Raw genomic sequence first — 17,975 nt, 5'->3', positions numbered from 1 at the left:
TCCTTCGAGGGCGGTTCAGCCGCGAAACGCGGACGGCACGCCGCGGCGCAGGCGCGCTTCGAGCGCGTCGAGCGCCCGGTTGATCAGCAGGCCGACCGCGCCGACCACGACGACGGCCGCCATCACGAGATCGAGCTGGAACAGTTGCCGCCCGTACACGATCAGGTAGCCGAGCCCTTCGGACGACGCGACGAGTTCGACCACGACGAGCGCGAGCCACGACTTCGTGAACGCGAGCCGCACGCCGGTCGCGAGCGTCGGGATCGCGGCTGGCAGCACGACGTGGACGATCCGTTGCCGGCGCGTGTAGCCGAACCCGCGCGCGACTTCGTCGAGGGCGGGCGGCGCCTGGCGAAACCCCTGCAACGTACTCAGCGTGACCGGGACGAGCGCCGCATGCGCGATCAGCAGGTACTTCAGCGGCTCGCCGACGCCGACGAGCAGCAGCAGGAACGGCAGCCAGCCGAGCACCGGAATCTGCACGAGCGCGTTGAAGCTCGGCAGCACGTAGGCTTCCAGCGTGCGCGACAGCCCGAGCGCGACGCCGATCGCTACACCGAGCAGCGTGCCGGCCGCGAAGCCGACAAGCACGCGCTGCAGGCTGATCAGCGTGTGGCGCACGAGATCGCCGCTCGACGCGAGCTCGGCCAGCGTGTCGACCACCCGTTCGGGCGGCGGCAGGATTTGCGGCGCGATCCAGCCGCGCGCGCTGCCGACGCTCCACAGCGCGAACAGCAGCGCGGGCAGCACCCACGGGGCGAGCTGCCACGCGAGCCGTTTCAGCACGACCGCGCGGCGCGGCGGCACGGCGAGCGTGTGCGGTTCGGTCGTCGTGACGGAAAACGCGGTGTCGCTCATCGGGATGGTCCGGTCAGGAAAGGGGCTTGCCGGCGGCGTCGTAGCGCGGCCAGTAGTGTTCGAGCTTCAACGTGCGCAACGCATTGTCGAGATACTTCGGCTCGAACCAGCCGTCGACGTCGACCGGCTGGCGGATCAGCTTCAGGTTCAGCGCATCTTGAGCCACGGCCTTGTAGCGCGCGACGACGAACGGATCGATCAGCGGGGACAGGCGGTCCTTCAGGCGCTGGTTCGCATAGTCGGCCTGCCACGACGAATACGGCACGCCGCTTTTCGCCCACAGCTTGAACAGCGCATCGCGGTTCGCCTCGTCCGACGACCATTGCGCGCCCTTCACGAACGCGGTGACGACGCGCTGCACGATATCCGGGTGCGCGCGGTCGAAATCGTCGAGCACCAGCAGGTGGGTCTGGCGCGTCAGTTGCGGGCCGTCGTTCTGCGACTCGTAGATGATCTTCGCGAGGCCCGCGTCGCGCAGCTTGTAGAGCGCGTAGTCGCCGACCGACGCATCGATGCCTTTCGACGCGAGCGCGGCGAGCGAGCTGGCGGCGTCGAGGTTGATCACGCGCAGGTCGCGTTCGCCGAGGCCGTTCTTCGCGAGCGCGTTGTCGGCGACGAGCTGCAGGTTGGTGCCGCGGAAGATCGACACGCGGCGGTCCTTCAGGTCCTTGATCGAGCGGATCGCGGAGTCGGGCGGCACCGCGATCTTGATGCCCGAGCGTACGCTCGCGGCGAGCAGCAGGCGCGTCTTGATCCCGTTCGAGCGTGCGAGTACGGCCGGCAGGTCGCCCTGGTACGCGAAGTCGAGCGCCTTGTTCGCGATCGCCTCGTTGACGGCCGGGCCCGCACCCTTGAAGAACAGCCATTCCACCTTGATGCCGTCGGCGGCGAATTCCTTTTCGACGAGCTGCTGCAACTGCACGGTGGCGGCGCTCGATCCGCCGAACGTCGGCGGATCGCCGGCGCCTTGCTGGGCGACGCCGATGCGGATGGTGGCGGGTTTGTCCGCGTGCGCGGCGGCGGCCGGCAACGCAATAAGGGACGCGATCAGCAGCGATCGCAGCAGGCGCAGTGGGAGCATGAATCGATCGGTCAGGAGTACGTTTGGGGCGGCGGTGCCGGGTGTCGGTCCGTCGAATCATTCTCGATGACGTGTCCGGGGCGGACAAGAAACGATTTGAACTATGCTTATCGCAGCGCGACAGGGGACGAAACCCTGTCACGTAGGCGAGCCGTCCTTGCGGCTGCATGGACAACGGCCAGGACGTCGTTCAAGACAACGGTCATACGGAGACGGTCATGCAAGTGCAGGACCTGGCAGGCGCGACGCTCGATTACTGGGTGGCGATGGCGGAAGACCTCGTCGCCCCGCGCATCGACACGTCGCGATGCACGGTGATCCGCGAACCGGGCGGCGTCCCGACGTCGTTCGCGCCGTCGTCGTCGTGGGCGGACGGCGGCCCGATCGTCGAGCGGCTGCCGTTCGCCGCGTTCGAGCGCGACGGCGGGCGGGGCGCGTGGCATGCCGTGCTGCACCGCGCCGTGCCGGCCGCGGGCGAGCGCTGCACGTTCAACCAGTCGGGGCCGACGCTGCTGATCGCCGCGATGCGCACGCTCGTCGCGTCGACGTTCGGCGACGACGTGCCGGATCTCGATATGGCGCGGCCGCGCTGAGCACGTCCTCGCGCCGCGTCGCTCAGGCGGACACCTGCCGGACGGCGATCGACGCGACGTCGACGCGGCGCGGCAGGATCGCGTCCGCCGCCGCGCGATCGGCGACGCGCTGCAGCACGGCGATGTCGGCGTCGCTGAGGCTGCGTTGCGCGAGCGCGGCCCGGCGCGCGATATCGGTGGCCGCGTCGGGCGGCAGGCGCGTGAGCGACGCATAGACGCTCGCGTAGTCGGCCGGGTGCGCGAGCGCCCATTGGCCCGCCCGGGCGAGCCGTGCGAGCACGTCCGCCAGCGCCGCGCGCTTGCCGCGATCGTCGAGCGTGTCGACCGGCGACGTGAGGAACGCGAGCCCCGAATTGATGCCGCTGCCGTCGCGGACGATGCGCGCGCCGCGTCGCACCGCATGCCCGTAGTACGGATCGAACGTGGCCCAGATGCCGATCCGCTTCGCCTCGAACGCGGCGAACGCGTCGACCGGCAGCACGAAGCGCACGTCGACGTCGCGCGGCGCGAGCCCGTGTTCGCGCAGCGCGCCGTACAACTGGTATTGCGAGATGCTGCCGCGCGCCGACGACACGACGACGGTGTGCCCTTTCAGGTCGGCCACCGTGCGAACCGGCGAGTCGGGCTGCACGACGATGCCGAGCGACGTCGGCGAGCCGACGCGCGTCGCGACGATCCGCAACGACGGATCGCCGAGCGCGGCCGTCAGGACCGGCAGGTCGCCGGCCGGTGCGAGGTCGATCGCGCCCGCACGCTGCGCTTCGAACAGCGGCGCGGCGCCCTGGAAGTTGGCCCAGCGGAACCGGTACGGCGCGCCGTCGAGCACGCGTGCGGCTTCGGCCAGCGCCCGCAGGCCGCCGGCCTGGTCGCCGAGGACGAGCGTGACGCCCGACAGGTCGTCGCCGGCCGCGCGGGCGGGCAGCGCGAGGCCGCCCGCGAGCGGCGCGGCGGCGAGGGCGGCAAGGCGCTGTAGTGTGCGGCGGCGCGCGGTGGCGAAGGAGTGGGTCATCGGCGGCGTGTCCTCGGTGATCCGCGCGCGGGCGGCGCGGCTGCCGGGCAGGTTACGGAATCGGTTTCCGGCCGACAAACATCGAATCGTGGAATGCATATTCGCGCGGCGACGGTCGCTTCGCCAACGCGGACCCGACGCGCTGGCGCGTGCGCGCAAGCGTTACGCGGCCGGCCGGATCGTCCGCAGGAATGCCCGCACCGCAGGCGCCTTTTCGAACCGCCGGTGCGCAAGTGCGAGCGCCGACATGATCGGCTTGCCGGCGATCGGCCGGTACACGACGCCAGGCAGCGACACGCAAGCGGCGAGCGCATCGGGAATCACCGCGACGCAGCCGTTCACCGACACGCACGCGAGCACCGCCAGCAGGCCGCCCGGCCGCGCGGCCACGACCGGCGCGAAGCGGCCGCGGCGCGCGATTTCGAGCGTGCCGAGCTCCTGTTCGGGCACCGCGAAGCGCGCGTCGGCGAGGTCCGCCGCGCGCACGGCCGCCATTGCCGCATGGCGCGAATCGGCCGGCACGGCGGCGACGAACACGTCGCGCTGCAGCGTGACGATCCGCAGGCCGCCGGGCAGCGGCAACGGCGGGCGCACGTACGCGAGGTCGAGGCGGCCCGCGTCGAGCTGGTTCGCGACGTCGTCCATCGGCACTTCGCGCAGGTTCAGCTCGATGCGCGGGTGCGTGGTGCGGAACGCGCCGACCGTGCGCTGCAGCGTGCCCGAATAGACGGCCGACGACACATAGCCGATCTCGATCCGGCCGAGTTCGCCGCGTTCGGCCAGTGCGGCGAGTTCGCTGCCGCGCTGCAGATGGTCGAACGCGGCGCGCGCTTCCGCGAGATAGGCTTCGCCGGCCGCGCTCAGCGTGACCGTGCGGCGCGACCGGTGAAACAGCCGCACGCCGAGCACGCGCTCCGCTTCCTGGATCTGCCGCGTGAGCGCGGGCGGCGCCATGTCGAGCGCGTCGGCCGCGCGCGCGAAGTGCAGATGTTGCGCGACGCTCAGGAAGGCGCGCACGTGACGGAATTCGAGTTGGCTCATCGTTGCAATTTTCGTCAATGAAACGGTATTGAAGTGTCAATGACAGGCAATAGCGGGCAAGCCTAGCATACGGCTCGTTCATCCTGTTCCGGAGTGGCCGATGTCCCAGTCTTCACCGGCGTCGCGCGCGAGCGCGGCGGCTGCCCTGCGCACCGGCGGCCGCCTGCCTGCCGCCGCGACGCTCGCCGTCGCGTCCGCGACCTGCGCGCTGATCGTGCTCGACACGAACGTCGTGGCCGTCTCGCTGCCGAGCATCGCGCGCGGCTTTCACGCGAGCTTCGCCGATATCGAATGGGTCGTGAGCGCGTACATGACCGCATTCGCCGCGTGCCTGCTGCCGGCCGGCGGGCTCGCCGACCGCTTCGGGCGCCGGCGGATGCTTTTCGCGGGGCTCGCGCTCTTCTTCGTCGCGTCGCTCGGCTGCGGCATCGCGCCGTCGGCCGGCTGGCTGATCGCCGCGCGCGCGGTGAAGGGCGGCGGCGCCGCGCTGCTGCTGACCGCCGCGCTCGCGGTGATCGCGAACCGTTTCCCGGACGGACGCGAGCGGGCGCGTGCGTGGGCGATCTGGGGGATGTGCATGGGGATCGCGACGGCGATCGCGCCGCTCGTCGGCGGGGCGATCACGCAATGGATCGGCTGGCGCTGGGTGTTCCTGCTGAACCTGCCGGTCTGCCTGCTGCTGGCGGCCGGCGCGCGCGTCGCGATCGACGAATCGAACGATCCGCAGGCGAAACGCGTGGACGCGGCCGGCAGCCTGCTGTTCGGCGCGGCGCTCGCCTGCGCGATCGCGGCGCTGATCGGCGCGCCGTCGCACGGCTGGCTGTCGGCCGCGACGCTGGGCCGGCTCGCGCTCGCGGCCGCGCTGCTGGCGGCATTCGTCGGCGCGGAGCGCTGGCAGGCGCGGCCGATGATCGATCTCGCGCTGTTTCGTCAGCCGCGCTTCGTCGGCGCGGTGCTCGCGATGTTCGGTTATGCGGCGTGCGCGCAGGTGATGATGACGTTCCTGCCGCTGTACCTGCAAAACGCGTTCGGGATGTCGGCGATCGATGCCGGGCTCGGGATGCTGCCGTTCGCGTTCGCGATGATCGCCGGCCCGTCGCTCGGTGCGGCGCTCGCCGCGCGCGTGTCGTCCGGCGGCGTGCTGGCAGGCGGGCTCGCGCTGATCGGCGCGGGCAATCTTGCGACCGCGGCGCTGACGGCCAGCGGCGACTACCGGCTCGTCGCGCTCGGCATGTTCGTGACGGGATGCGGCGCGGGCATCATGAACGGCGACACGCAGAAGGCGATCATGGCGTGCGTGCCGCCGGATCGCACGGGCATGGCGTCGGGCATCAGCACGACGACGCGCTTCTCGGCGATCGTGACGGCCGTCGGCGTGCTCGGCGCGGTGCTGGCGGCGAGTACGCATGCGCGGCTCGACGACCTGCTGTCCGCGACGCCCGGCCTGCGCGCGTTCGCCGATGCATCGTTCATGTCGAGCCTGCTGGCCGGCGATCTCGCGCAGGCGCTCGGCCACGTGCCGCCGTCGGCCGCCGGCGCGCTCGCGCAGGCCGCGCCCGTCGCGTTCGCGAACGGGTTCGCCGATGCGTTGACGGTGAGCGGCGTGCTCGCGCTCGGTTCGGCCGTCGTTGCGTACAAGTTGCTTGCGCAACCGATGCGCGGACGCGCATGACGTCGTGCGCGATCCTGCCGTGGACGCTCGGGCCGATCAGTGCGGCTTCGTCGCGATGCGATGAATGCGTGCGGCCTGTGCGACGCGCGCCGGAGGCGACGCATGACAATGCGTGCCCGGTCTGCGGCGCGCGCGCTGGGCGAGCCCGGGCGGATCGGTGACGGCCGGCGCGGGTTCCGGCGCGTGTGCATCGACCCCGGAAGCGGCAACGGCGGCGACCGCGGCGACCGCCGGCAGCATCGCGTCGGCGTCGAGCCATGCACGCGTCGCTTCCGCGATCAGCCCGCGCAGCCATCGACCGCCTTCCGCGCACGCGCCCGATTCGTTCCACGTCATCCGGTACGCGATGTCCGGCGGCTCGGCCGGCAGCGCGACCGCGGCGAGCGGCAGCAGCTTCGCGTAGTGCCGCGCGAGCCGGTACGTGGTGGTGAGGATCAGGTCGCTGCGCACCAGCGCATGCGCGGCGAGTTCGAAATGCGGCAGCGTGACGACGATGTGCCGCTGCAGGCCGACGCGTTCGAGCTGCCGGTCGATCGCGCCGGACGCTTCGAGCCACGACGGCGTCGGGCACAGCTGCGGCGCCGCCGCGAACCCGGCGGCCGTCATCGCGCCGTGCCGCGCGAGCGGATGCGTCGCGCGCATCAGGCACACGACGCGGTCGTCGAACAGGTCGTCCTGCCGGAAGCGCGACCGGCGTGCGGGCCGGTTGTCGATCACGACGTCGAGTTCGCCGTCGGCCAGCGCGCGCTCGTCGTCGAACCCGTCGCCGAGCGGATGAAACACCAGTTGTGCGTTCGGCGCACGCTCGCGAAACAGCGCGACGAGCTTCGGCACGAACAGCACGTTCAGATAGTCGGGGCAGCCGATCCGGTAGGTGCGCACCGACGTGCGCGCGTCGAACATCGGCTGCTGGACGCGGATGAAGTCGATCACGCGCAGCGCGTTGCGCAGCGGCTCGATCAGTCGCGCGCCGAACTCGGTCGGCACCATCCCGTAGCGGCTGCGCACCAGCAGCGGATCGCCGAGCAGCGTGCGCAGCCGCTTGAGCGCGGCGCTCGTCGCCGGCTGCGACATGTTCAGGCGCACGGCCGCACGCGACACGGTACGCTCGGTCAGCAGCACGAGCAGGATGCGCATCAGCCGCGCATCGAGCACGTCGAGCGCGCCCGCGGCGTCGCCCGCGTCGCGGGGCGGGGCGGTTGAGTCTAGCGGGCGCCGCATGCCGATACGCGTGCCGGCGAGACAGGCTGAGCGCGCCGCACGGCGGCCGGCCGGCGGCCCGTCATTTCGCGAAGGTGCCCGGCCAGCCGACGATCCGCTTCGGGCGCGGCGGCGCGTACGTGCGGACCTTCGACGTCTTCAGCTTCAGGCGCACCAGCGACTCGGCGAGCGCGACCGCGGCCGACACGCCGTCGACGACCGGCACGCCCGTGCATTCCTCGATCTGCCGGTCGAGGCCGGCCATCCCGCCGCAGCCGAGGCAGATCACTTCCGCGCGATCGTCCTTCACCGCGCGCTGCGCTTCGACGACGATCGATTCGATCGCGCGGGCCGGGTCCTCCTCGAGCTCCAGCACCGCGAGGCCGCTCGCGCGCACCGACGCGCAGCGCGCATCGAGCCCGGCGAGCTTCAGGCGATCCTCGATCAGCGGCACCGTGCGGTCGAGCGTCGTGACGACCGAGTAGCGATGGCCGAGCAGCATCGCGACGCTCGCGGCCGCTTCGGTGATGTCGACGACGGGCACCGTCAGCAGTTCCTGCAGCCCTTCGCGGCCATGTTCGCCGTAGCCGGCCTGGATCACCGCGTCGTACGGTTCGTCGTAGTTCAGCACGCGATCCATCACGGCGATCGCCGCGAGGTAGCTCTCGAAGTTGCCTTCGATCGACTCCGCGCCGAAGCGCGGCGTGAGCCCGACGATCTCCGTGCCCGGCGACGCGGCGGCTTGTGCCTGCGCGGCGATCGCGTCGGTGATCGACTCGGTCGTGTTGACGTTGACTACCAGGATTCTCATGGGTGACTCCGTATGCGTGTGTGTCAGTGTTGCGTGCAGGCGACCGCGATGTGTTCGCCCGAGCGCGCTTCGTAGTGCCGTTTGCGATCGGCCGTCAGCCAGTACACGCTGCCCGCGATCGCCGCGCCGAGCAGCCACGAGAACGGCGTCATCGCGCTGAAGGCCGGCACGACGGCGAGCGCGATCGAGATCAGCGCGGACGGCACGAGCGCCGCGAGCGCCTTGCGGTTCACGCCGCGCGTGTAGAAGTAGGCGCCGGTCGGCGCTTCGGTATAGAGGTCGGGCACGTTCACGCGCTGCTTGCGCACGAGCCAGTAGTCGACCGTGATGATCCCGTACAGCGGGCCGAGCAGCGCGCCGAGGCCGGACAGGAAATAGACGATCACGATCGGGCTGTTGTACAGGTTCCACGGCAGGATCAGCACGGCGATCGTCGCGCTGATCAGGCCCGCGCGGCGGAACGACAGGCGGTGCGGCGCCAGGCTCGTCAGCACGAAGGCCGGCGCGACGAAGTTCGCCATGATGTTCACCGCGACCGTCACGATCAGGAACGCGAGGCAGCCGAGCACGAGGCACAGCTTGTTCGGCACCGTCGCGATGATTTCCGTCGGGCTGTGGATGATGTGGCCGTTCAGCTTGAACTGCGCGCCGGCCAGCACGAAGCTGATCGTCGCGAACACGAGGATGTTGACCGGCAGGCCCCAGAAGTTGCCGACGCGCACCGTTTTCGCGCTCGGCGACGAACGGGCGAAATCGCAGAAGTTGAGCACCAGCGTGCCGTAGATCGCGAGCCACAGCGAGCCGCCCGCGAAGATTTCCGTCCACATCTTCACGCCGGTCATCGGCTTGCCGATCGACATCGCTAGCTGGCCGCCGGTGCGGCTGAACATCCACGCGGCGAGCGACAGCGTCGTGACGAGGATCACCGGGCCGGCGAGTCCCTCGTACTTGCGGACCATCTCCATCCCGTACGTGAGGATGCCGATCTGAACGAGCCAGATCGCGACGAACGTGAACCAGCCGAGCGTCGACAGCCCGAAGATCGCATTCCGGTCGAACGCGGCGAGGCCCGGCCAGATCGCGGTGAGCAGCACGCGCAGCACGACCGACGCGAGATAGGTCTGGATACCGAACCATGCGATCGCGATCACCGCGCGGATCATCGCGGGCAGCAGCGCGCCGTAGATGCCGAAGCTCATCCGGCTGATCACCGGGAACGGCACGCCGGTCTTCTGGCCCATGTAGCCGGTGAGGTTCATGAAGGCGTACACGAGCACCGCGCCGATCGCGAGCGACGCAAGCATCTGCCACCCCGACAGGCCGAGCGCGAACAGCCCGATCGCGAACGAGTAGTTCGCGATGTTGTGCACGTCGTTGGTCCATAGCGCGAAGATGCTGTAGCGGCCCCACGTGCGGCCCTCGGCCTTGGTGGGCGCGAGGTCGGCGTTGTGCAGCCGCGGGCTCAGCGCGGGGTCGTGCGCGGCCGAATCGGTTCGATGCGATGCGTCGTCCGCGCCGGGCCCGATGCCCGCGCGGTGGATGGCTTCCAGTTGCACGCCGTTGTCTCCTTCCATGTGCGGGGCGCGACACCGGCCGCATGTCGTACGCAGCGCGGGCCGGGCCCCGGTGGACGTTATGTCTCGGATTTGTTCGCGAGTATGGGCGGCGGCTACCGCGATGGGAAATTAAATATTCGGCTGGGCGTCATTTGAAAAATGAATGCAATGGCGCGCGGCCGCGGAGACGGGCGACGGCACGCATATTGCGAGTCAGCGGGTTCCATCCACATCGACATCAGCGGAGGTGTCATGCAGCGATATTCCATTCGTCACGTATCGCGAGCCGTCTTCGCCGGCATCCTGATCGCGGGCCTGGCGGCAGGCGCGGGTTGCCAGAAGAAGGGCGACAACGGCGCAGCCAGTTCGGATTCGAGCGCAGCGAGCGGCATGTCGGCCGCGCCTTCCACCGCACCGTCGGGCATGCCGAGCAGCGGCGCGGCCGGCACGACCCTGCCGGGCGCGGCTTCCGCCCCGGCCGGCGCGAGCGGCGGCGGTTGACCGGCATTCGGGGGATTGGGCGGGCGGCGCGCCAGCGTGCCGCCGGTTCGCCCACCGAGCGCCGTGTCCGTCGGCGCGTGCGCCGAACGGCGTACGCGCGGAGCGGTGCGCATGAAAGATTTGCAAGGACCGTTGTAGCGAATTCCGGCGCGGCGACGACGGCGTGACGCCGACGTCCGCCGGCCGGGCAAGGAGGTGCGATGCAGAACGCGGAATCGAACCCTACCCCGGAAAAGCAGCGGGAAGAGATTGCGAAGAGCCCGGTGAAGACGCCGGCGGCCGGCGACATGCCGGACGCGGCGACCCAGGCCGCCCAGACGGCGCAGCGTCCGCTGACGCCGGAGGCCGTTGCCGGGAAAATGCCGACCGGCCTGCCGGAGATCGACGTCGACGCGCACGCGGTCGACAGCGGCGATCCGGTGCGCCGGGCCGCCGGCCGGATCGTCACGCTCGACAACGCGAACATGGCGATGACCGACAACACGGTCGACGTCGACGGCAAGGGCATGGAGGCGCGCACCGGCGCGTCGGAACTGCAGGACAACGTGATCTATTCGAACGCGTCGCTCGACGAAGCGGTCGATACGCCCGACGAAGGGCTCGGCGGAATCGAGAGCCGGCCGTCCGGCAACATGCCGCAGATCGCGACGCGCCCGGGCTGGCGCGTGCGCCATGTCGGCGACGTCGATGTCGAGCACGGCGACGGGACGCGCGCCGAGCACGTGATCTGCCTCGAACGGACCGACGACCGATAGCGGGCAGCGATATCGACGCTCGATACCGGTATGCGACACACCGCGGCCGATGCAATCGCACCGGCCGCCGTGTGTCGTTTTCGGCCCGCTGCCGCGTGAGTGGCTGCGTTATTGCGGCCCCAGCTCCTGCGCGGACGTATCGGCGTCGTTGCCCTGCGCGACGAGCACGTGAATGTCGTTCGGCGTCACGTCGCCGATGCCGCCGGACGGAATCGTCAGGAGCAGCCAGTCCGCGTTGTTGGCGATGCTGACCGGCGCGGTCTTGAGGATCGGCGACTTGCTGCCGGCCGTCGTGACGATCACCTGGTAGGTGCCGCCGTTCAGGTAGACCGAATCCTGCGTCGAGGCCGGCACGGCATTCTGGTAGGCCGCGCCTGCCAGCGTCGGGCTCTGCGTCGTGATGTCGGTGCCGGGCGGCACGACGTACACGTCCACGTTCTGCGCGTTCGGCGATGCGTTGAAGCCGCGCACGCGCGCCTTGTCCGACAGCAGGCCCTTCGCGTACGGATCGTCGATGACGGAGATCAGCGACGTGGTGCTCGGCAGCGCGATCGTCGTGTAGTGGTGCCCGTTCGCGGCGCTGAACGATTGGGATGCGACGGTCGCGGTCGTGCCCGACACGTCGTAGCTCGCGGTCTGCGTGCCCGAGTCGATGTCGTGATAGCGCGTCACGCCCTTGTATGCGACGCCCGACTGGTCGACCTTCGCGTTCAGGTAGTAGTCGAGGTTCGGGCCGGCCGGCACCGCGTTGATGAAGCGCGCCTGCGGCTTCGAGATGCCGAGTACGGTCCCGGCGTCGTCGCCGCCGCCGCACGCTGTGAGCACGGAAATGACCGAGCACAGGGCCACTATCGTTCGTATTGATTTCATGTCGTCCTCTCGTTCAGGAAACCTGCCTTGCGATGCGGGACCGCCGCGCAAAGGATCGCGCGGGGCGCAGCGCCGGTTGGAAGGAAGATGGCTGTCCGCCGGATGGCGGGCGCGGAGATGACGCAAGCGACGTGCCTGTGCGGAGAAAAAGCCGGCGAACGACGGCGGGGTGCCCGACGCGGGGCGTGGGGGGAGCGGGCTGCGCGATCGACGCGGTTGTAAAAAGCACATCCGCGCGCCACGCGCGGGGGCCAGCCGGCGTGCCGCACGTTCGCGGGAGCGTGCGCGAGAATCCGGCAGGCGGGCGTGCGTCGACCGTCGCGCCGGACGAAATGACCTGTCGGACGAAAATGATGGCCGGCGACGGCTGTAAATCTTGCCAGGTTCGACCATCGTTTAACCATTCGAAACAATGTGTTCACCGAAAGGGGCATGATCTCCGGCGATCGAGCAGGCATACTGTCGCCTATGTTGCTTAATGCACGCCGGCCGGCGTGCGCTTGCCCTCCATGTCCATTCCAGTCTCTTTTCGAACCCTGCGATGGTTGACCATTGCGGCGACTGCATGCTTGCTCGCCGCGTGTTCGACTGCTTCCGACGTGACCGCGACGTCGAACCCGAACGTCTTCACCGTGACGACGCGCACGGTCGGCGTGTCGACGACGTGGGCCGACGCCCATCAGAAGGCCGTCAGCGAAGCCACCAACTACTGCTCGCAGCGCGGGATGCGCGCGAGCATGAAGCAGGAATCGCTGACCGCCGGCCGCCGTGTCGACGCGCGCTCGGAACTCGCGTTCGAGTGCCATCCGACCTTCGAGACGGCGTCGAACCCGCGCGGTTGACCGATCGGCGGCATGATCGCGCCGCCCGCGTTTTCCTTCCCCCGCATGCAAACCGACCCGCGATGCCCTACGGGCACATCGCGGGTCGGCGCACGTCCGGCGTCGGCCGGGCGGGTCAGGCCGGCTGCGCCTCGTACAGCTTCACGCACGCGGAGAAGTCGAGCGTGCCGAGCCCCTGCTGGCTCATCGACTGATACAGCTGCTGCGCGAGCGCGCCCATCCAGACCGGCTGATGGGCGCCGCGCGCGGCTTCGGCCGCGAGGCCGAGATCCTTCAGCATCAGGTTCGCCGCGAAGCCGCCCGCATAGCCGCGCGCGGCCGGCGCCGTGTCGCTCACGCCCGGATACGGGTTGTACGCGTCCGAACTCCAGCAGCGGCCCGTCGACGTGTTGATGATGCCCGCCAGTACCGGAGGCTCGATGCCGAGCGCCGCGCCCAGCGCCATCGCTTCCGCGACGCCCATCATCGAGATGCCGAGCAGCAGGTTGTTGCAGATCTTCGCGATCTGCCCGGTGCCGGTGCCGCCGCAGTGCACGACGTTCTTGCCCATGTCGAGCAGCACGGGGCGGATGCGCTCGAACAGCGCGGCGTCCGCGCCGACCATGAAGGTCAGCGTGCCGGCCTGCGCGCCGCCGGTGCCGCCCGACACGGGCGCATCGGCGAGCGGAAAGTCGCGCTGCGCGGCGGCGTCGGCCACCGCGCGCACGGTGCCGGGATCGATCGTGCTGCAGTCGATCAGCGTCGCGCCGGCGCGTGCGCCGGCCAGCACGCCGTCGTCGCCGAGGTAGACGACGCGCACGTGCTGCGCGGCCGGCAGCATCGTGATGATCAACGAGCCGCGCGCGGCGGCGTCACGCGGCGACGCCGCCGCGGTCGCGCCGGCGCGCACCGCGGCGTCGACCGCGTGCGCGTCGAGGTCGAACACCGTCAGCGCGTGGCCGGCCTTGAGCAGGTTGGCGGCCATCGGGCCGCCCATGTTGCCGAGTCCGATGAAGGCGATTTCCATGTGCAGGCTCCTCGTGCCGGGCATCAGCGCAGCGCGATCGTCGTGTTCACGCCGCCGGCCGTCGCGTCGTCGTCGAACCAGCGCGCGGTGACCGTCTTCGTCTGCGTGTAGAACTGCACGACCTGCTTGCCGTACGGGCCGAGATCGCCGAGCTTCGAGCCGCGCGAACCGGTGAAGCTGAAGTACGGCACCGGCACCGGAATCGGAATGTTGATGCCGACCTGCCCGACGTCGATCTCGCTCTGGAACTTGCGCGCGGCCGCGCCGCTCTGCGTGAACAGGCCCACGCCGTTGCCCATCGGATTGCGGTTGACGAGCGCGATCGCGTCGTCGAGCGTGTCGGCTTCCATCACGACCACCACCGGCCCGAAGATTTCTTCCGTGTAGATCGACATGTCGGTCGTCACGCCCGAGAAGATCGTCGGGCCGACGAAGTTGCCGTGCTCGTAGCCGGGCACCTTCACGTCGCGGCCGTCGAGCAGCAGCGTCGCGCCTTCCTTCACGCCGGCGTCGATCAGCGACAGGATGCGTTCCTTCGCCGCCTTCGACACGACCGGGCCGACGTCGGTGCCGGCTTCGGCGCCGGCGTTGACCTTCAGCGCCTTCGCCTTTTCGACGAGATCGGGCAGCCAGTCGCGCGCGCTGCCGACCAGCACGACGACGGAGGTCGCCATGCAGCGCTGGCCGGCCGCGCCGAAGCCCGCGCCGACGAGCGCGTTGATCGACTGCTCGCGGTGCGCATCGGGCAGCACGACCGCGTGGTTCTTCGCGCCCATCATCGACTGCACGCGCTTGCCGTGCTGGCTGCCGAGGTTGTACACGTGCGTGCCGACGCGCGTCGAGCCGACGAACGAGATCGCCTTGATGTCCGGGTGCGTGCACAGGCGGTCGACCGCCGTCTTGCCGCCGTGCACGACGTTCAGCACGCCTTGCGGCACGCCGGCTTCGATCGCGAGTTCGACGAGCTGCATCGTCGACAGTGGGTCCTGCTCCGACGGCTTCAGCACGAACGTGTTGCCGCAGACGATCGCCATCGGGAACATCCACAGCGGAATCATCCCGGGGAAATTGAACGGCGTGATGCCCGCGCAGACGCCGATCGGCTGGCGCAGCGTGTAGGTATCGACGCCGCCCGCGACGTTCTCCGCGAATTCGCCTTGCTGCAGCGTGCCGATCGAGCACGCGTGCTCGACCACTTCGAGGCCGCGGAAGATGTCGCCCTGCGCGTCGGGCAGCGTCTTGCCTTGCTCGGCCGTCAGCGTGTGCGCGATCCGTTCGAGATTGCGGCGCACGAGATCCTGGAACTTCAGCATGATGCGCAGCCGCGCGCCGATCGGCGTCGTCTTCCAGGTCTGGAACGCGCGCTGCGCGGACGCGATCGCGGCATCGACCTCGTCGAGCGTCGCGTACGGCACGCGGCCAATGACTTCCTGCGTCGCGGGGTTGACGATGTCGCCCCATTCGGCGCTTTGCGAGTCGACGAACGCGCCGTCGATCAGCAGCTTGGCGGTGGGCAGGGCGAGGGTGGTCTGGGGAACTGCGGCGTTCATGGAACTCTCCGGGAAACGGTGGTGCGAAGCAAAAGGGTGCCTGCGTCCGCCGCGCGTGCGGCCACGGTGGACGGCAGGTCGAACTGAAATCGATGGAATGCGGGTGCGGCGCTACGCGCGCGCCGGCCGCATCAACGCGGTACACACGAGCGCGAACACGCCGAAGCCGACGAGGTACGCGATCACGTAGTGCGGCTGGCCGCCGCCGGCCTTCAGCAGCGACGTCGCGATCATCGGTGCGAAGCCGCCGCCGATCACGCCGGCCAACTGCACCGACAGCGAGATGCCGCTGTAGCGGATTTCCGCCGGGAATTGCTGCGCGAACAGCAGCGATTCCGGCGCATAGAGGATCGGGAACACGACGCCGAGGCCGAGCACGATCGCCCACCATGCATACGACGTCTGCTGCGTGCCGAGCATCATGAAGAACGGCGCGGCGAACGCGCACATCAGCACGAGGCCGATCGCGAACATCCGGCGCTGGCCGATGCGGTCGCTCAGATGCCCGCACAGCGGCATCGTGACGAGCGACAGCGCGGCGCCGGCCGTGATCGCGTGCAGCATCTCGGCCTTCGGCAGATGCAGCTGCTGCGTCGCGTAAGCGAGCGCGAACGTGACGACCATGTAGAACCAGGTGTTCTCGGCGGCGCGTGCGCCGACGATCGTCAGCACTTCGCGCGGATGGCGGCGCAGCGCGGCCGTCACCGGCGATTTCTCGGCCTTGCCCTGCTTGCGGACCTTCTCGAAGTCGGGCGATTCGGGCACCTTTGCGCGGATGAACCAGCCGAGGCCGACGAGCGCGATGCTCGCGAGGAACGGCACGCGCCAGCCCCACGACAGCATGTCGGCTTCCGGCAGCGCGGCCACCGCGGCCATCGCGACCGACGACAGGATCAGGCCGAGCCCGACACCCGTCTGCGGCAGGCTGCCGAACAGCCCCTTGCGGCCTTTCGGCGCGTGCTCGACGGCCATCAGCACCGCGCCGCCCCATTCGCCGCCCACCGCCATCCCCTGCAGGAAGCGCATCGCGATCAACAGCGCGGCGGCCCAGTAGCCGATGCTGTCGTACGACGGGATCAGCCCGATGATCATGCTCGGCACGCCCATCAGCAGCAGCGTGATCATCAGCATCGACTTGCGGCCGATGCGGTCGCCGAAGTGGCCGAACACGATGCCGCCCATCGGCCGCCCGATGAAGCCGACCGCGAACGTGCCGAACGCGGCGAGCGTGCCGACGACCGGGTCCAGCGACGGGAAGAAGATGCGGTTGAACACGAGCGCGGCGGCCGTGCCGTACAGGAAGAAGTCGTACCACTCGATCGTGGTGCCGGCCATGCTGGCCCAGCCGGCCAGCAGGTAATGCTTCGCGGTGCGCTCGGGCGCCGGCGTCGCGATGGTCGCATGCTCATCGAGGGTGGATCGGGTCTGCATGGTGTCTCCGGTTTTATTGCCCGCGGCTCATGGTCCGCAGGTCACGGTCGAGTATAGTTATGCGCAGATTCATGATGTACCGATAAAGAAACCGGTTGGATGTGCATTTATGCATATCGACGGCCGGCCCGGAGACCCCTCCTTTTTCCTCGCCGATGCGACATGCCACCGAGCCGGTTTCCGGCAACCTGAACTGGGACGACCTGCGCTTTTTCCTCGAAGTCGCGCGCACGCAGCGCGCGAGCGGCGCGGCGAAGCGGCTCGGCGTCGACTATACGACCGTCGCGCGGCGCATCCGCGCGCTCGAAGCCGCGATGGGCACGCTGCTGTTCGACAAGTCGCGCTCCGGCGGCTTCACGCTGACGGCCGAAGGGCAGCGGCTCGTCGCGTATGCGGATGCGATGGAGACGACCGTGCAGTCCGCGTGCGACCAGGTCGCGAACACGGGGGAGGCGCTGTCGGGTCACGTGCGGATCGGGTCGACCGAAGGGTTCGGCTGTTTTTTCCTCGCGCCGCAGCTCGCGCAGTTTCGCGCCGCGCATCCGCACGTGACGGTCGACCTGCTGCCGGTGCCGCACTTCGTCAGCCTGCCGAAGCGCGAGGCCGATCTCGCGATCACGCTCGAGCGGCCCGAGCGCGGGCCCTACGTGGTCACGAAGCTGTGCGACTACCAGTTGCGGCTCTATGCGACGCGCGACTATCTGGGGAATCACGCGCCGATTACCTGCACGGACGATCTCGCGCAGCACGCATTCATCAGCTACGTCGACGATCTCGCGTTCAGCAACGAACTGCTGTACCTGGACCGCGCGGTGCCTGGTGCTACGGCCGGGTTGCGCACGACGAGCGTGATCGCGCAGGTTTTCGCGGCGCTACAGGGCGGCGGCCTCGCGATCCTGCCGTGCTTCATCGCGGCCACGCAGCCGGCGCTGGTGCCCGTGCTGCCGAACGACGTGGTCGTCACGCGGTGTTTCTGGCTGACGTGCCGCGAGGATCTGCGCAAGCTGCGGCGCGTGACCGCGCTGTGGGATTACCTGCGCGCGGCGGCGGACGCGAACCGCGCGCTGTTGTCGGGGGAGTCGGGCACGCTGCGTTTTATCGAAGCGAGCGAGCTGATGCCGTCCGCCCACGAGCGTCGAACGTGATAGAGGCTAATACTGTCACTATCGACATACCCCTCCGCCCTGACTCCGGGGCGC

The 17,975-nt window shown here is 69.6% G+C and carries 17 protein-coding genes; 6 read left to right on the top strand and 11 right to left on the bottom strand.

What is annotated here, in order from left to right; translation table 11 throughout:
* Window positions 1–15: 15 nt before the first annotated feature.
* A complete protein-coding gene (locus tag JYG37_RS17630; protein ID WP_050017353.1) occupies window positions 16–858 on the bottom strand; it encodes an ABC transporter permease in 843 nt (280 codons plus the stop codon).
* A gap of 13 nt (window positions 859–871) precedes the next feature.
* Complete coding sequence (locus tag JYG37_RS17625) at window positions 872–1,939, bottom strand: ABC transporter substrate-binding protein (protein ID WP_050017354.1); 1,068 nt, start codon at window positions 1,937–1,939, stop codon at window positions 872–874.
* 218 nt (window positions 1,940–2,157) lie between these two features.
* On the opposite strand from JYG37_RS17625, the gene JYG37_RS17620 reads away from it, so the two are divergent.
* A complete protein-coding gene (locus JYG37_RS17620; RefSeq protein WP_124554069.1) occupies window positions 2,158–2,532 on the top strand; it encodes a phage protein NinX family protein in 375 nt (124 codons plus the stop codon).
* Between the two features lie 22 nt (window positions 2,533–2,554).
* Here JYG37_RS17620 and JYG37_RS17615 read toward each other — a convergent pair whose 3' ends face one another.
* Complete coding sequence (locus JYG37_RS17615; RefSeq protein WP_089489736.1) at window positions 2,555–3,541, bottom strand: ABC transporter substrate-binding protein; 987 nt, start codon at window positions 3,539–3,541, stop codon at window positions 2,555–2,557.
* A 162-nt stretch (window positions 3,542–3,703) separates the two neighbouring features.
* A complete protein-coding gene (locus tag JYG37_RS17610) occupies window positions 3,704–4,582 on the bottom strand; it encodes a LysR family transcriptional regulator (RefSeq protein ID WP_213345672.1) in 879 nt (292 codons plus the stop codon).
* A 100-nt stretch (window positions 4,583–4,682) separates the two neighbouring features.
* Between JYG37_RS17610 and JYG37_RS17605 the strand changes: the two genes are divergently transcribed.
* On the top strand, window positions 4,683–6,254 hold the full coding sequence (locus JYG37_RS17605; protein WP_213345671.1) for an MFS transporter: 1,572 nt from the start codon (window positions 4,683–4,685) through the stop codon (window positions 6,252–6,254).
* Window positions 6,255–6,290: 36 nt separating this feature from the next.
* On the opposite strand, the gene JYG37_RS17600 is transcribed toward JYG37_RS17605, so the two are convergent.
* From JYG37_RS17600 to JYG37_RS17590, 3 genes are all read right to left on the bottom strand, one after another.
* A complete protein-coding gene (locus JYG37_RS17600; RefSeq protein ID WP_213345670.1) occupies window positions 6,291–7,475 on the bottom strand; it encodes a LysR family transcriptional regulator in 1,185 nt (394 codons plus the stop codon).
* 61 nt (window positions 7,476–7,536) lie between these two features.
* A complete protein-coding gene (locus JYG37_RS17595; protein ID WP_213345669.1) occupies window positions 7,537–8,265 on the bottom strand; it encodes an aspartate/glutamate racemase family protein in 729 nt (242 codons plus the stop codon).
* Window positions 8,266–8,288: 23 nt separating this feature from the next.
* The gene (locus JYG37_RS17590) at window positions 8,289–9,839 is read right to left on the bottom strand and encodes an NCS1 family nucleobase:cation symporter-1 (protein WP_213345668.1); all 1,551 of its coding nucleotides are present in this window, start codon (window positions 9,837–9,839) and stop codon (window positions 8,289–8,291) included.
* 234 nt (window positions 9,840–10,073) lie between these two features.
* Here JYG37_RS17590 and JYG37_RS17585 point away from each other — a divergent pair, with 234 nt between their 5' ends.
* Window positions 10,074–10,322, top strand: coding sequence for a hypothetical protein (locus JYG37_RS17585; protein WP_175974961.1), 249 nt, complete (start codon window positions 10,074–10,076; stop codon window positions 10,320–10,322).
* 200 nt (window positions 10,323–10,522) lie between these two features.
* Window positions 10,523–11,077 carry a DUF3005 domain-containing protein gene (locus tag JYG37_RS17580; protein WP_213345667.1) on the top strand — a complete coding sequence of 185 codons (555 nt, stop codon included), beginning with the start codon at window positions 10,523–10,525 and terminating at the stop codon, window positions 11,075–11,077.
* Window positions 11,078–11,185: 108 nt separating this feature from the next.
* Here JYG37_RS17580 and JYG37_RS17575 read toward each other — a convergent pair whose 3' ends face one another.
* Complete coding sequence (locus JYG37_RS17575) at window positions 11,186–11,947, bottom strand: DUF4397 domain-containing protein (protein ID WP_050013745.1); 762 nt, start codon at window positions 11,945–11,947, stop codon at window positions 11,186–11,188.
* A 509-nt stretch (window positions 11,948–12,456) separates the two neighbouring features.
* Between JYG37_RS17575 and JYG37_RS17570 the strand changes: the two genes are divergently transcribed.
* Entirely contained in the window at window positions 12,457–12,789 is a 333-nt protein-coding gene (locus JYG37_RS17570) for a hypothetical protein (RefSeq protein ID WP_050013746.1), read from the top strand.
* Between the two features lie 115 nt (window positions 12,790–12,904).
* On the opposite strand, the gene mmsB is transcribed toward JYG37_RS17570, so the two are convergent.
* From mmsB to JYG37_RS17555, 3 genes are all read right to left on the bottom strand, one after another.
* Window positions 12,905–13,795 (bottom strand): 3-hydroxyisobutyrate dehydrogenase, encoded by an 891-nt coding sequence (gene mmsB / locus JYG37_RS17565; protein ID WP_213345666.1) that lies wholly within the window; start codon window positions 13,793–13,795, stop codon window positions 12,905–12,907.
* Between the two features lie 23 nt (window positions 13,796–13,818).
* Window positions 13,819–15,345 (bottom strand): CoA-acylating methylmalonate-semialdehyde dehydrogenase, encoded by a 1,527-nt coding sequence (locus tag JYG37_RS17560; protein ID WP_213345665.1) that lies wholly within the window; start codon window positions 15,343–15,345, stop codon window positions 13,819–13,821.
* A gap of 111 nt (window positions 15,346–15,456) precedes the next feature.
* Complete coding sequence (locus JYG37_RS17555; protein WP_089489248.1) at window positions 15,457–16,776, bottom strand: MFS transporter; 1,320 nt, start codon at window positions 16,774–16,776, stop codon at window positions 15,457–15,459.
* Between the two features lie 155 nt (window positions 16,777–16,931).
* Between JYG37_RS17555 and JYG37_RS17550 the strand changes: the two genes are divergently transcribed.
* A complete protein-coding gene (locus tag JYG37_RS17550; RefSeq protein WP_213345664.1) occupies window positions 16,932–17,921 on the top strand; it encodes a LysR family transcriptional regulator in 990 nt (329 codons plus the stop codon).
* Window positions 17,922–17,975: the final 54 nt, after the last annotated feature.

The organism is Burkholderia sp. LAS2 (assembly GCF_018417615.1).
GTDB classification, from domain to species: Bacteria; Pseudomonadota; Gammaproteobacteria; order Burkholderiales; family Burkholderiaceae; genus Burkholderia; species Burkholderia sola.
This window is presented reverse-complemented; position numbering and strand designations above follow the sequence as displayed.

Coding starts and splice junctions, on each gene's coding strand:
- JYG37_RS17630 (WP_050017353.1), bottom strand. CDS start 858: ATGAGCGACACCGCGTTTTCCGTCACGACGACCGAACCGCACACGCTC.
- JYG37_RS17625 (WP_050017354.1), bottom strand. CDS start 1,939: ATGCTCCCACTGCGCCTGCTGCGATCGCTGCTGATCGCGTCCCTTATT.
- JYG37_RS17620 (WP_124554069.1), top strand. CDS start 2,158: ATGCAAGTGCAGGACCTGGCAGGCGCGACGCTCGATTACTGGGTGGCG.
- JYG37_RS17615 (WP_089489736.1), bottom strand. CDS start 3,541: ATGACCCACTCCTTCGCCACCGCGCGCCGCCGCACACTACAGCGCCTT.
- JYG37_RS17610 (WP_213345672.1), bottom strand. CDS start 4,582: ATGAGCCAACTCGAATTCCGTCACGTGCGCGCCTTCCTGAGCGTCGCG.
- JYG37_RS17605 (WP_213345671.1), top strand. CDS start 4,683: ATGTCCCAGTCTTCACCGGCGTCGCGCGCGAGCGCGGCGGCTGCCCTG.
- JYG37_RS17600 (WP_213345670.1), bottom strand. CDS start 7,475: ATGCGGCGCCCGCTAGACTCAACCGCCCCGCCCCGCGACGCGGGCGAC.
- JYG37_RS17595 (WP_213345669.1), bottom strand. CDS start 8,265: ATGAGAATCCTGGTAGTCAACGTCAACACGACCGAGTCGATCACCGAC.
- JYG37_RS17590 (WP_213345668.1), bottom strand. CDS start 9,839: ATGGAAGGAGACAACGGCGTGCAACTGGAAGCCATCCACCGCGCGGGC.
- JYG37_RS17585 (WP_175974961.1), top strand. CDS start 10,074: ATGCAGCGATATTCCATTCGTCACGTATCGCGAGCCGTCTTCGCCGGC.
- JYG37_RS17580 (WP_213345667.1), top strand. CDS start 10,523: ATGCAGAACGCGGAATCGAACCCTACCCCGGAAAAGCAGCGGGAAGAG.
- JYG37_RS17575 (WP_050013745.1), bottom strand. CDS start 11,947: ATGAAATCAATACGAACGATAGTGGCCCTGTGCTCGGTCATTTCCGTG.
- JYG37_RS17570 (WP_050013746.1), top strand. CDS start 12,457: ATGTCCATTCCAGTCTCTTTTCGAACCCTGCGATGGTTGACCATTGCG.
- mmsB (WP_213345666.1), bottom strand. CDS start 13,795: ATGGAAATCGCCTTCATCGGACTCGGCAACATGGGCGGCCCGATGGCC.
- JYG37_RS17560 (WP_213345665.1), bottom strand. CDS start 15,345: ATGAACGCCGCAGTTCCCCAGACCACCCTCGCCCTGCCCACCGCCAAG.
- JYG37_RS17555 (WP_089489248.1), bottom strand. CDS start 16,776: ATGCAGACCCGATCCACCCTCGATGAGCATGCGACCATCGCGACGCCG.
- JYG37_RS17550 (WP_213345664.1), top strand. CDS start 16,932: ATGCGACATGCCACCGAGCCGGTTTCCGGCAACCTGAACTGGGACGAC.